Origin of the sequence: Micromonospora sp. RL09-050-HVF-A (assembly GCF_019374995.1) — a bacterium.
Taxonomy (GTDB): Bacteria; Actinomycetota; Actinomycetes; order Mycobacteriales; family Micromonosporaceae; genus Micromonospora; species Micromonospora antibiotica.
Genome location: NZ_JAGKQP010000002.1, coordinates 6,192,627 through 6,205,317, shown reverse-complemented (window position 1 = coordinate 6,205,317; position 12,691 = coordinate 6,192,627). Strand labels below are relative to the sequence as shown.

Below are 12,691 nucleotides of genomic sequence, written 5' to 3'. Positions count from 1 at the left end.
CTAATCGCCGCAGCCCCCGGAGCCGCCCGTCGCACCGCCAGTGCGTCTCCCTACACCTGCCCGCCCGCGTTGATCAACACGACGGGGCCGATGTGGGGGTGTCCGGGCAGCGTGGACGCCCCCACATCGGCCCAACTGAGTCGATCACCACGTCGGGGCGGGCGCGGCGGCCTCGTCGCGGTGACGGGTGACCACCCCGGCGTCGGTGCGCCGACGACACCGCCGAGCCGCCGACGGTGGGCGCTTCGGCAGCGGTACGGCTCAGGTGCGGGCGGAGTTCAGGTCACCCGAGCGGGTCACGGCGACGAAGCCGGCCCAGGCGGCGGGGGCGAAGGTCAACACCGGGCCGCCCCGGTCCTTGCTGTCCCGCACCCCGACCACCTGCGGCAGATTCGTCGCCACCTCCACACAGGTGGAGCCACCGTTGTCGCTGCGGGTCGACTTGCGCCAGACTGCGCCGCTCAAGTCCATGACTTCGCCAACTCCCGTATGAGATCCCGGGACGCCCTGCGTGGCAGTGCTTCGCCGCGAAGGCTCTCCCATCTGCGCTGAAGGCTATCAACGTCATCCGGCCGGTCCGTGATGTGAGCGCGCAGCGCGCTGTCCAGATGCGCCACCTCTCCGCCGTCGGGCACGCGGACCAGGATGAACGGGCCGGCCAGCCCGGCGTGCATCCCCGCATCCGCCGGCACCACGTGCAGGCTGATGTGCGAGTGCTCGGTCAGCCGCAACAGATGCTCGAACTGCTCGACCATCACCGCGGGCTCACCGATCGCCCGGCGCAACACCGTTTCGTCGATCACTGCCACCACCTCGGGCGGGTGCTCCCGGGTCAGCACGGTCTGCCGTTCCATTCGGGAGGAGACACGCTGCTCGACCTCACTCTCCCGGAGCATTCCACCGCCGTGCAGCACCGCGCGGGCGTACGCCTCGGTTTGCAGGAGGCCGGGGATGAGAGACGGCTCGAACCAGCGGATCAAGGTCGCCTCCCGCTCCACGCTGATCCACTCGCGCAGCCACGGGGGTGCGGAGTCGGCGCGGACCAGGGCGAGCAGCCGCTCGAAGAGGCCGCCGGCCTCCAGGGCGGCGTCCGCGCGGGTGACGAAGTCCTGCGACGGCGTCCGGTGGCCGATCTCCACCATGCCCACTAGCGACGACGAGTAGGTGATCTGCTGGGCCAGATCCTCCTGGCTCAGCCCGCGTTCCCTGCGCGCCCGGCGCAACTCCGCGCCGAGGAATTCCAGGGTCGACATCGGTCCGCCGGTCATCACACCTCCACCACACGTCTGCCACTCGCTGCCAGCGCCGGCCACCTGCCCGGACCCGGTCGGCACAACCGACGCTGAGGTCCCGCGCCGTCTTCCGACAGTAGTCGCGTCCACAGCAGAGTGTGAACAGGCGGCAGGTCGCTGGTGGCCCCGGCAAGGCGTCCGGGGCGCGGCAGCGCAGGCGGAAGGAATAGGCGGATGAGGAAGCGCGACAGGCCCGTACCGACGACGCCCCGGCACCGGCGGGACTGGTCCCGGTGGGGTCGGCACTGCACCTGCGGGCTGCGCTGGCCGTGCCCGGACCGGCTGGCCGCCGTACCGCTGCGGGAACCGCCACCGCCCCCGTTGCCCGCGCCCCGACACCCCCGGTGGAACGGCCCCACCGCCGTCTACTGGGTGGGCGCGGCGGGCCTGGTCACCCGGGGTCAGGCCCGCCGGGCGAACGGCCGCCACCGGTGACCCCGCCGGAGCACCGCGCGCGGCAAAGGCGACCGACAGCCACCCCATTGGTGGACGACGCGCAACGAAGGCAATCGGCGGCGACCCCGCTGACGGACGACACGCGGCGGGGGCAACCGGCGGCGGTCCGGCCGGAAGGTGCCGGTCGGCACGTCGCCGCCCGGCCGGCCTGGCGGTGCCGGGCCTGCGCCGCCCCGTGGCCCTGCCAGCCGGCCAAGCTGAGCCTGCGGCGGGAGTACGCCCACGACCGGCCGGCGCTGGCCATCTACCTCTGCCTGCTCATGCACGACGCGATCACCGACGCGCTGCGGGTCGGCACCGGCACGGTCGACCCGGCCGCCTACTTCGCCCGCTTCCTCGCCTGGACCCGCCACGACCGGCCACAGCCCGGGGCGTCGCCCGCGACCTCGGGAGAGGGTTGATCATCACAACGGGGCCGATGTGGGGGTGTCCACGCCGATCGGACACCCCTACATCGGCCCCATTGAGTTGATCACCGCTTCGACGGGTCGGGCTCGGACCCGCGCCGGCCGGGGAAGACGGTCAGCGACCCGGGGACGGCTGGAGGAAGGCGATCACCGCCCCGGGACCGCTGGGGTAGGCCGTCAGGCGTAGGTCTCGAACTCGGCGACCTTCGGGGTGGCAGCAGAGCTGTTGATCCGGAAGGTGACCTTCTTCAGCGAGGTCCGGGCGAAGGTGATCACGCCGGCCCGGCTGCCGGAGGCCAGCACCGCGCCGGTGTCGCCGTTGAGGACCTGCCAGGAGGTGATGCTGCCGGCCGAGCCCGACGCCTCCCGGATGTTGATCGAGGAGATGCCGGTCGCCGAGCCCCACTTGATCGAGATGTCACCGGTCGACCCGGCCGGCGACCAGAAGGTGCCCATGTTGCCGTCGCGGACGTCGCCGTAGCTCGTACCGCTGGCCTTGCTGGAGCCGTCGGAGCCGGCGCCGATGCTGAGGTTGGTCCCGCCGGGGTTGCTGGTGGGCGGCGGGGTGGTCGGGGCGGGGGTGGTGGGGGCCGGCGTGGTCGGCGCGGGCGTGGTCGGTCCCGGGGTGGTCGGGGTCGGCGTGGTCGGCGAGCAGCTTCCGTTGGACTCCTTGAGGCCGGTGTTCGCGCCGGCCGTCTGCCGGACGATGTCCGGCACGCAGCTCGCCCCGTCCAGCCGGTAGGAGTACGGGATGCTGACGCTGGTGTTGGACGGCATGCCCGGCCCGGCGGGGTTGGTCTCGCTGCCGGGGCTGGACCAGGTCACGTTGTCCAGGATGTTGCCGCTGGCCTGCCAGTAGCCGGCCTCGCTGGTGTAGAAGGTGCCCAGGACGTCCCGGGAGTTCTTGAAGTAGTTGTTCTCCACCTTGGCCCGCGCACCGGCCCGGGAGTTGATCCCCGACTCGTTGAGCTGCACGTACGAGTTGTTGTAGATGTGCGCGATCCCGCCCCGCAGCAACGGCGTACGGGAGTCGATGTTCTGGTAGAGGTTGTGGTGGAAGGTGACGAAGCCGTTGCCCCGGTCGCTCTCGCTGGAGCCGATCAGGCCGCCCCGGCCGGAGTTGCGCAGGATGCTGTACGACAGCGTCACGTACTGGACGTCGTCCTTCATGTCGAACAGCCCGTCGTAACCGGCCGACTCGCCGCCGGACGCCTCCAGCGTGGTGTGGTCGACCCAGACGTTGCGCACGCTGCTCTCCATGCCGATGGCGTCACCGCCGTTGGAGATGGGCGAGCCCGACTTCTTGACGTTCCGCACCGTCACGTTCTGAATGATGATGTTGCGGGAGTCGCGGATGTGGATGCCGAGCTGGTCGAAGACCGCACCGCTGCCGACCCCGACGATGGTGACGTTGCTGATCTCCTTCAGCTCGATCTTGTCGGCTGCGGTGTTGCAGCTGTTGCCGGAGACCTTCGTGGTGTTGCCGTGGTTGATCGTGCCCTGCACCTCGATGACGATCGGGGTGCTGCTGCTGGCCCGGTTGCACAGGGCCGCGTGGATCGCGGTGCCCGTGCTGGCTCGTACCGTCTGGCCGCCCGCGCCGCCGGTGGTGCCGCCGTTCTGGGTGGCGTAGCCGCTGGCGCTGCCGGCCGCCGCCGACGCCTGGTGCACCGGCAGGGCCACGCAGATCGCGGCACCGACGGCGGCCGTGGCCAGCCCCGCCTGGACTCGTCGTGCAACTGGTCGTCTCATCCTCGCGTCACCTTTCTCAGTACCTGGTGGTGGTGCCGCCGCCGGGGGGTGTGGTGCCTGGTGTGGTGCCCGGCCGGGCGGCGGTGATGGTGGTGATCCTGCGAACCTCTGCGCGCCGGGGACGGGCCGGGCCTTCGCGGCCGTCGGGCGGAGTCGCCGGTCGGCCAGGGTGGTTGCGCCGGGTACCGGATCGACCCGCTCACCGTGCTGCCGCGCACGGCGAACTGGTGCCTCCGGCGGCAGCAGAACTCGCCGGGACACCCGCACTGAGCATCTGGAAAGCGCTTTCCACAAGCGAGGATAGGACGACGTCGATCGATACCGCAAGATGTCGTCCGGATTGCGGGCTAATGACCGCCTGAGGTGGCTATCGGCCACCTGGGGAGCCCGGGAGCGCCCGGCGCACGAAGGTCTCCAGTTCCTCACCGCCGTACCAGTCGGTGCGCCGACCCAGGTGGGTCATCCCGAGCCGGCGGGCCACCGCCATCGACGCCCCGTTGCCGGGGGCCACCACCGCGTACACCTGCCCGGTGCCGGTGGCGAGTTCCCGGTCGACCAGGACGCGGGCCGCCTCGGTGGCATAGCCGTGGCCCCACGAGTCGGGGTGCAGGTGCCAACCCACCTCGATGTCGGCGGTGGGCACCTGCTCGTCCCGGCCGGGCAACGGCTTGAGCAGGATCGTGCCGACCACCAGGCCGGTGTCGCGCACCTGCACCGCCCAGGTGCCGTACCGGTCGCCATGGTCGGCGTGCCGGGCCCGCCAGAGCGCCAACCGGTCGGCCGCCTGCGCCGGGTCGGCCAACGGCAGACCGGGGCCGCGCCCAGCCAGCGCACCACCTCGTTGCGGGAGTAGATGTCGAAGATCCGGGCCAGGTCGGCCGGCGAGTCGGTCCAGTTCCGCAGGATCAGCCGGTCGGTGGTGAGCACGGTCATGTCGCGGAATCGTAATGCGTGCCGACGGACGTGAGGGGGAAGAACACCACGATGGGCGCATGGCAGCGTACGAAGCGGATCACCAGTGCCGCGTTCCGGCCGGTACGCGGGCGGGACCTCTCCCTGCACGCCGCCGCGATCACCTTCTACGGGGCGATCGCCGTGGTGCCGGTGGCCCTGCTGGCGATCTGGCTGACCTCGCTGCTGGCCGGCGCGGACCGGGTACGCCGGCTCACCGCGTACGCCGTGGAGACGCTGCCGGACGCGATCGGTGCGCCCGAGGCGGTGGACGCGCTGGTCAACGCCGGGGTGCAGTTGACCCCGCTGCTGGCGCTGGCCTCCCTGCTGCCCGCCTCGCTCTACGGTGAGGGGCTGCGCCGGGCGTTCGTCTCGGTGGCCGTCGCCCCCAACCCGGACGAGTCGCTGGTCGGCTGGCGGGGGCGGTTGCTGCTGCTGCCGCTGCTCGCCCCCGCCCCCGCCCTGCTGCTGTCGATCCTCATCGCGCTGCCCACCACCACCCGGCTGATCCGGCAGGGTGGCTGGGTCGCCGCCCTCGGCATCGTGCTGTCGTTCCTGGCGGTGTGGCTGGTGCTCACCCCGGTGCTGATGTGGGTGTTCCGGGTGGTCGGGCCGGCCTCACCGGACTGGTTGTCGACGCTGGCGGTCGGCTCGTTCACCGCCGCCAACCTCTCCGGCTTCCTGCACGGCTTCGTGCTGTTCTGTTCGCTCCCGCTGGACCTCGGTGTCCCGTTCGGCGGCTTCGACCCGGTGGGGGCCGGCGTCGCGGTGCTGCTCTGGCTCTACCTGTTCCACGTGATCGTGCTGGCCGGCTACTCGGCCACCCTCGCGTTGTCCCGCTGGCGGGCCCGCCGCGTCGCCGCCTCCGGGTCGACGTCCGGCTCGGGGTCGACCGCCGGCTCGGGGTCGACGTCCGGCTCCGGGAGCGCGTCCGCAGGCGTCGATGCCGCAGCGGCCACGGCGAACCAGCCCGAGGCATCCGCCGACCCACCCCGGGTGCCCGCCGCCGGGGCGGGCGGCACCGGCGGAGCGGGCGGCGGCGACGACACGGGCGACGCCGACGCCGACGTGTCCGGGGTCGTCGGCGGATCCGCCGGGTCGTCGGTCTCGCGCAGGCCGTAACGGGCCCAGAGCCGGGCCAGGGGTGCCGGGGCCCACCAGTTCCACCGCCCCAGCAGCCGCATGGTCGCCGGCACGAGCAGCGCCCGGACCAGGGTCGCGTCCACCACGATCGCCACGATCATGCCGACACCGATCAGCTTGATGTAGGCCATCCCGCCGGTGGTGAAGCCGGCCACCACGATGATCAGCAGCAGCGCGGCGGCGGTGATGATCCGGCCGGTGCGTTGCAGGCCGGTGGCGACCGAGGCGGTGTTGTCGCCGGTGCGGTCCCACTCCTCGCGTACCCGGCTGAGCAGGAACACCTCGTAGTCGGTGGCCAGCCCGAACAACACCGCGAGCATGAGAATGAGGTTGCTCGGCTCGATGAACCCGGTGGAGGTGAAACCGAGCAGACCGGCCAGGTGGCCGTCCTGGAAGATCCAGACCACCACGCCGAACGACGCGCCGATCGACAGCAGGTTCATCAGCACCGCCTTGACCGGCAGCACCACCGAGCCGAAGGCGAGGAACAGCAGCAGCAGGGTCGCGCCGGCCATCAGCAGCGCCATCCACGGCAACCGGTCGCCGAGGCTGTCCAGCAGGTCCACGTCGGCGGCGGGCCGCCCGCCGACCAGCACCTGCGCCCCGGCCGGGCCGGGCAGGTCGCGCAGCGTCCGGACCAGGTCGCGGGCGTCGTCGCCGGTCGGCTCCCCCGGGTAGCTCACCGACAGCAGGGTCGACTCCCCCTTCGCCGCCGTGACCTGGACCCCGGTCACCCCGGGCAGCGCCGCGATCCGGTCGGCGAACGGTCGCACCGCGTCGGCCGCAGCCCCGGAGACCAGCACCTCGATCGGGGCGATCGTGCCGCCGGGGAACTCGGCGGAGATCCGCTCGGAGACCACCCGGGGTGCGGCGTCGGCCGGCAGCACCCGCTCGTCGACCCCGCCGAAGGTGATCCGCGCGAACGGGGTGGCCAGCACGGCGAGCAGCACCGCGACCCCCACCAGGTAGAGCACCGGCCGGCGCATCACGCTGCGCGCGATCCGGGCCCAGGCACCACCCTCGTCACCCGTCGCCCGCCGGTCACCCCGCGTCCCCCGCCGCCACGGCAGCGGTACGCGCACCGCGTCCACCCGGTGGCCGAGCACCACCAGCAGGGCCGGCAGCACGGTGAGCGCCGCCAGCATGGCGATCAGGACGGCGGCCATCCCGCCGAAGCCCATCGACCGCAGGAACGGCTGCGGGAAGATCAGCAGGCTGGCCATGGCGAGCGCGACGGTCAGCCCGGAGACGAACACGGTACGGCCGGCGGTGAGGATGGTGCGCCGGATCGCCTCGGCGGTGCCGTGCCCGGCGGCCAGCTCCTCCCGGAATCGGCTGATGACGAACAGCGCGTAGTCCACCGCCATCCCGAGCCCGATCAGGGTGATCACGTTGATCGCGAAGATCGACACGTCGGTGACCAGGTTGACCAGGCGTACCGCCACGAATGCGCCGAGGATGGCCAGGCCGCCGACGAGCAGCGGGGTGCCGGCGGCGACCAACCCGCCGAAGATCAGCACGAGCAGCACCAGTAGCACCGGCATGGACAGCAACTCGGCCCGGGTGATGTCCTCGGTGCTCTGGGTGGTGGCCTCCGCCTGGAACGCCACCAGCCCGCCGACGTCGGTACGCAGCCCGGGTGCATCCAGCGCGGGGCGCAGCGCCGTGAACTGCGCCGAGCGGGCGTCCTCGTCACCGCCGGTCAGCTTGACCAGCGCGTAGGTGGCCCGCCGGTCCTCGGCGACAAACGCGGGCGCGGGCGTGTCGTACCAGGTGGTCACCTCGGCCACCTCGGCGCGCTGGCGCAGCCCGGCCACGGTGGAGGTGACCGGGTCGCGGAACTCCGGGTCGTCGACGGACGCGGTGCCGCTGGACCAGAGCACGATCACGTCGGCACCCTGCCGGCCGAGTTCGGCGGTGACCCGCTGCACGGTACGGCTGGACTCGCTCGACGGGTCGTCGAACCCGCCCCCGGTCAGCTCCCCGAACACCCCGGCGCCCCAGGTGGCCCCGACGGCCACCAGCACCCCGGCGGTGGCCAGCACCACCCACCGGGCACGCACCACCACCCGCCCCCACCAGGCGAACATCCACCTCTCCCCTCGTCGACCCCCACCGACCCGCCGTCACCCACACCCGGGCCGTCGACCGGCGGAGACCGGTGTCGGCCCCGCAGCGATCGCCGTCCACTATCGCAACAACCGTTCACGTTCGACGGGCCGGCCCGGACCAACCGGCCCCGCCGGTCCAGCCGGCAGACGGACGCCGCCCGCCGCACTAGGCTGCCCAGGCATGAGCGATGCGAGTGAGCTGCCGTCCCGCGCCGACGTCGTGATCATCGGATCGGGGCACAACGGGCTGGTCTCCGCCGTCCTGCTGGCCCGCGCCGGGCTGGACGTGCTGGTGCTGGAGGCGGCGGAGGTGATCGGCGGGGCCACCCGCACCGAGAACCCGTTCCCGAAGGTGCCCGCGCTGCGCCACTCCACCGGGTCGTACCTGCTGGGGCTGATGCCGCCGGAGCTGCTCGCCACCCTCGACGTGCGCATCCCGGTGCTGCGCCGCGACCCGCACTACTTCCTGCCCACCCCGGGCGGGCCCGGAGCGCCGTACCTGCTGTTCGGCAGCGACACCGCCGCGACCCGGCGGCAGCTCACCGAGTTCTTCTCCCCCGCCGACGTGGCCGCCGACGACGCGCTCCAGGCCGAGCTGGCGCAGCTGCGCGCCGACCTGGCCCCGGCGTGGCTGGCCGAGCCGCTGCCGGTGGAGCAGACCGCCGAACGCTACGTCCGCCCCGAGCTGCGGCAGGTCTTCGTCGACCTGGTCCGTGGTTCCGTCGCCGACTACCTGGCCCGCTTCGACTTCCGCTCCGAACTGCTGGTCAGCATGTACGCGGTCACCGACGGGCTGTCCGGCCTCAACGCCGGCCCGGACGACCCCGGCACCGGCCACAACTTCCTGGTGCACAACATGTGCCGGCTGCCCGGCGCGGACGGCACCTGGATGATCGCCGAGGGCGGGATGGGCACCGTCTCGCGCACCTTCGCCGAGGCCGCCCGCGCCGCCGGGGCGACCATCCTGACCGGTGCCCGGGTCGACGCCGTCACCCTGACCGGGGGCGCGGCGTCGGGCGTCCGGCTCGCCGACGGGCGGGAGGTCGCCGCCGAGGTGGTGCTCGGCGCGTGTGACCCGTACCGGCTGATGGAGCTGGTGCCCGACGGCGCGCTCCCGGCGGAGCTGGGCGCGCGGATGGCGGCGGTCCGCCGGCCCGGCACCACCCTCAAGCTCAACCTGGCGCTGACCGGGCTGCCCCGGTTCTCCTGCCTGCCGGCCGACGCGCCCAGCCCGTTCGGGTCCACCATCCACCTGCTGCCCGGGTCGGCGTCGCTGGTCGGGGCCGGCGGCGAGTCACCGATGGCGGCGCTGCGGGCGATGTGGGCCGACGTGCAGGCCGGGCGGCTGCCCGCCGAACCGACCATCGAGTGGTACCTGCACACCACGGTCGACCCGTCGCTGTCCGACCCGGCCGGGCACCACTCGTCGGCGTTGTTCGTCCAGTCGGTGCCCTACACGCTGGCCGGCACCGACTGGGACAGCGCGCTACCCGGCTACGTCACCCGACTGGTGGAGATCTGCGAACGGTACGCCCCGGGCACCGGTGACCTGATCGCCGACGCGGTGCCGCTGCCCCCGCCCGGCATCGAGGCGCACTTCGGCATCACCGGCGGGCACATCCACCACGTCGACAACACCGTCTCGTTCACCGACCGGATGCCGTACGCCACCGGCATCGACGGGGTGTACGCGGGTAGCGCCGGCTGCCACCCGGCGGGCAGCGTGATCGGCGCGGCCGGCCACAACGCCGCCCGACGCATCCTCGCCGACCTGGGCCGCTGACGCCCACCGGCCCGTCCCGGCAGGCGGACCGGGTGACACCGTCGCCGTCCGGCCGGGCCGGGTGAGACCGCCGCCGGGCGGGCGGGCCGGGTGACACCGTCGCCGTCCGGACGGGCGGAGACGGGCCTGCCCGGCTCAGGCGGGAGCTGGACGGGAGGACGGCAGGTCGCCGGGGCCCCGGATCAGATAGAGCCCGGTGAGCAGGAAGTACGCCGCGAGGCTGAGCACCGGGTCGACGAAGGAGATGCCGAACGCCACCAGGTACAGGACCGGGCCGAGCAGGAAGCGGCGGGCCACGGCGCGGGCCAGCCGGGGATCCAATCCCGGGTCGAGCAGCCGTCGGCGGCGGGCCCACCACCAGCTCAGGTTGAAGAACAGCGCCTCACCGAGCACCGTGCCGACATAGAGGGCGGCGGTCAACCGCTGGTCGGCGACGGTGCCCCGCAGGTTGTCGGCGAGCAGGCTGGCCGCGAACGGAATGGCCGCCACGAACAGCAACAACAGCAGGTTGAGGACGAGCAGCAACTGGTCGACCTTGACGACGTACCGCCACATGTTGTGGTGGGTCAACCAGACCTGACCGACGATCACGAACGTGATCACGTACGCCAGGTAGGCGGGCCACTCGTGGAACAGCGCCCCGGGCAGATCCTGCCCCTCGGGCCGCTGCGGGCTGAGTTGGAGCAGCTCCACCGCCATCAGGGTCAGCACGATCGCGATCACCGCGTCGCTGAACGCCTCCACCCGGGAGGCGTCCCGCTCCTTCTCCCGCCGGTGCCCGAACTCGTACTCCTCCTCGTCCACCACCCCGCCCCACCCGCCCTGTCGGTCCTGACGTCACCGTGCCCGGAGTGCACCGGTCAGCCGGGCCGGCACCACGTCATGGTCGCCGGAAACGGGGGATGGCGGGGTGGGAACGGGGTCAGTTGCCGCCACCCCATCGGGCGGCAGCGAGGACGGGAGCGGTCGGGCGCGGCCGGTCAGTTCGCCGGGGCGGGAGCTTCCGCGTCCACCCGGGCGGCGCGGATCTTGTGGCCGACGCTGGTCAGGCAGCGGCCCGACGGCAGGTCGAACTTCCAGCCGTGCAGCTGGCAGGTGAGCTGGTCGCCGTCGACGATACCGAACCGGGTCAGGTCCGCCTTGAGGTGGGGGCAGCGGCGCTGCACCACCCAGTCACCCAGGGTGATGTCCTCGGCGTCGACGGCCCGCTCGTGCTCGTCGTACCAGCCCTCGGCGTACTGGAGGCGCTCGGTGGACAGGCACTTGAAGAAGGCGTAGACGAACTCGTTGTACTGGCCGATCCGGGCCGCCGAGAACCGGCAGGACAGGAAGAGCGAGTTGACCCAGTCAACCTCGTCGATATGGAGCAGGTGCTCGATGAGCGCCCGCTCGGTACGGAACCGGTACCTGACCTTCTCGTCGGCGTACGGCCGGACCTGCTTGCCGGGGAAGTCCACCACGATGGATTCGACGCTGTCCCCGTCGTAGCCGACCAGGTCGAAGCGGACCGGGCCGCCGACCCCCTTGGCCAGGTAGATCGACTCGTCGAGCAGCGGCTCGATCCGGCGTTTCATCCCGGCCAGCACGTCGATCTCGGGGTGCCGCCAGGACGCCTTCTCGGCCTCGATGACCGGGCGCTTGCGCTCCCGCATCTCCTCCAGGTGCGCGGTCTTGTTCGCGAAGAACTCCTCGACCGGCTGCGGGTGGGTGGTGGTCGCGCCGGAGGTGGTCACCTCGGCGACGCTGCCCGGCAGCAGCACGATGCCGTTGGTGCCGCCGACCTTCGCGTACTCCGACAGGAACACCGACTGGTCCGGGAAGATGTTGCCCTCGTCGCCGTGAATGTCGTTGAACTGCCACAACGCGTCGTCGAGGAAACACGGCGGGCCGGCGATCGGGAAGACGTGGTCGGCCTTCAGGTCGTCGATGTAGCGCCAGGTCCGGTCGAACTGCCGCTCCCGCTTCTGCTTGCCGAACGCGGTCTTCGCCGACTGCGGCAGCTCGTAGACCATCGGGTACCAGATCGCGCCGGAGAACTGGAGCAGGTGCGCGTGCACGTGGCCCAGCTCGGCGAAGACGGTCAGGTCGGTGGGGCGGGCGTCGTTCTGGTTGAGCAGCCGGACCCCGTCGTACTCCACCCAGAGCGACGAGTCGCCGATCGGGCCGTCGGTCGGGCTGGTCAGCGCCTGGATCATGATCTTCAGGCCGCCGGGCAGCTCCACCACCTGCTCGTTGGGGGCCCGCAGGAACTTCGTGAAGCCCAGCGCCCGCAGCTCGTCGGCCATCTCCGAGGTGGGGAACTCGGGCAGCAGGACGGTGGCGTCCTTCGAGACGAACTCCCGCAGGTGCTTGGCGTCGAAGTGGTCCCGGTGCAGGTGCGACACGTACAGGTAGTCGACCTGGCCCAGGGCCTCCCAGTCGAGCAGGGAGTTGTCGGGGAACGGGAACCAGGAGGCGAAGTAGGCCGGATTGACCCACGGGTCGCACAGGATGCTGCCCGCAGCCGTGTCGATCCGCATGCTGGCATGTCCCGTACCGGTCACTCGCACCGCAGTCCCCCTCAAACAGACAATCAAGGTGTACGCCCGAACGCTACCGGAGGCAGTGTGGTCGACGGCCCGCGACGCCGGTAGAGCCGACCCGCCCCACCGGGCCGGGGTCTTTCGGCCCGGTCCCCGGCCAGCCCTGCCCACTCCTGCCCGGCCCGGCCACCCGGCACCCCGATCCTGCCGGCCCGGCCCCCGGCGGCCCGGGCGCTGCTGGTCAACAGCCGGCCGCGCGCCACGAGTTTCCCGG

General features: G+C 72.2%; 10 protein-coding genes and 1 pseudogene. 4 read left to right on the top strand and 7 right to left on the bottom strand.

Going from position 1 to position 12,691, the window contains the following annotated elements; all coding sequences use genetic code 11:
* Positions 1–261: 261 nt before the first annotated feature.
* Both J7462_RS27540 and J7462_RS27535 read right to left on the bottom strand, forming a co-directional pair.
* Positions 262–471 (bottom strand): DUF397 domain-containing protein, encoded by a 210-nt coding sequence (locus J7462_RS27540; protein ID WP_219468388.1) that lies wholly within the window; start codon positions 469–471, stop codon positions 262–264.
* Positions 462–1,268 carry a DUF5753 domain-containing protein gene (locus J7462_RS27535; protein ID WP_255597922.1) on the bottom strand — a complete coding sequence of 269 codons (807 nt, stop codon included), beginning with the start codon at positions 1,266–1,268 and terminating at the stop codon, positions 462–464. Before J7462_RS27535 ends, J7462_RS27540 begins: the two co-directional genes overlap by 10 nt.
* A 198-nt stretch (positions 1,269–1,466) precedes the next feature.
* Between J7462_RS27535 and J7462_RS27530 the strand changes: the two genes are divergently transcribed.
* On the top strand, positions 1,467–1,727 hold the full coding sequence (locus J7462_RS27530) for a hypothetical protein (protein WP_219468385.1): 261 nt from the start codon (positions 1,467–1,469) through the stop codon (positions 1,725–1,727).
* Positions 1,728–1,777: 50 nt separating this feature from the next.
* Positions 1,778–2,149: a hypothetical protein gene (locus J7462_RS27525; protein WP_374197551.1), complete on the top strand. Its 372-nt coding sequence runs from the start codon at positions 1,778–1,780 to the stop codon at positions 2,147–2,149.
* Between the two features lie 183 nt (positions 2,150–2,332).
* Here the strand turns inward: J7462_RS27525 and J7462_RS27520 are convergent, their stop codons facing one another.
* Complete coding sequence (locus J7462_RS27520; RefSeq protein WP_208569275.1) at positions 2,333–3,907, bottom strand: polysaccharide lyase family 1 protein; 1,575 nt, start codon at positions 3,905–3,907, stop codon at positions 2,333–2,335.
* Between the two features lie 367 nt (positions 3,908–4,274).
* The gene (locus J7462_RS27515) at positions 4,275–4,709 is read right to left on the bottom strand and encodes a GNAT family N-acetyltransferase (protein WP_308291051.1); all 435 of its coding nucleotides are present in this window, start codon (positions 4,707–4,709) and stop codon (positions 4,275–4,277) included.
* Positions 4,710–4,891: 182 nt separating this feature from the next.
* On the opposite strand from J7462_RS27515, the pseudogene J7462_RS27510 reads away from it, so the two are divergent.
* A pseudogene (locus J7462_RS27510) lies at positions 4,892–5,722 on the top strand (YhjD/YihY/BrkB family envelope integrity protein); the annotation flags it as partial.
* Here J7462_RS27510 and J7462_RS27505 read toward each other — a convergent pair.
* Complete coding sequence (locus J7462_RS27505; protein ID WP_219468383.1) at positions 5,671–8,091, bottom strand: MMPL family transporter; 2,421 nt, start codon at positions 8,089–8,091, stop codon at positions 5,671–5,673. The pseudogene J7462_RS27510 and the gene J7462_RS27505 sit on opposite strands and share 52 nt — an antisense overlap.
* A gap of 202 nt (positions 8,092–8,293) precedes the next feature.
* On the opposite strand from J7462_RS27505, the gene J7462_RS27500 reads away from it, so the two are divergent.
* A complete protein-coding gene (locus tag J7462_RS27500) occupies positions 8,294–9,895 on the top strand; it encodes an NAD(P)/FAD-dependent oxidoreductase (RefSeq protein ID WP_219468379.1) in 1,602 nt (533 codons plus the stop codon).
* Between the two features lie 135 nt (positions 9,896–10,030).
* Here J7462_RS27500 and J7462_RS27495 read toward each other — a convergent pair whose 3' ends face one another.
* Positions 10,031–10,702: a TMEM175 family protein gene (locus J7462_RS27495; RefSeq protein ID WP_219468375.1), complete on the bottom strand. Its 672-nt coding sequence runs from the start codon at positions 10,700–10,702 to the stop codon at positions 10,031–10,033.
* Positions 10,703–10,875: 173 nt separating this feature from the next.
* Complete coding sequence (locus tag J7462_RS27490; RefSeq protein WP_219468373.1) at positions 10,876–12,444, bottom strand: Rieske 2Fe-2S domain-containing protein; 1,569 nt, start codon at positions 12,442–12,444, stop codon at positions 10,876–10,878.
* Between the last annotated feature and the right edge of the window lie 247 nt (positions 12,445–12,691).

Excerpts from the sequence above, each read along its gene's own strand:
- J7462_RS27540 (WP_219468388.1), bottom strand. The coding sequence starts at position 471 with ATGGACTTGAGCGGCGCAGTCTGGCGCAAGTCGACCCGCAGCGACAAC.
- J7462_RS27535 (WP_255597922.1), bottom strand. The coding sequence starts at position 1,268 with ATGACCGGCGGACCGATGTCGACCCTGGAATTCCTCGGCGCGGAGTTG.
- J7462_RS27530 (WP_219468385.1), top strand. The coding sequence starts at position 1,467 with ATGAGGAAGCGCGACAGGCCCGTACCGACGACGCCCCGGCACCGGCGG.
- J7462_RS27520 (WP_208569275.1), bottom strand. The coding sequence starts at position 3,907 with ATGAGACGACCAGTTGCACGACGAGTCCAGGCGGGGCTGGCCACGGCC.
- J7462_RS27505 (WP_219468383.1), bottom strand. The coding sequence starts at position 8,091 with ATGTTCGCCTGGTGGGGGCGGGTGGTGGTGCGTGCCCGGTGGGTGGTG.
- J7462_RS27500 (WP_219468379.1), top strand. The coding sequence starts at position 8,294 with ATGAGCGATGCGAGTGAGCTGCCGTCCCGCGCCGACGTCGTGATCATC.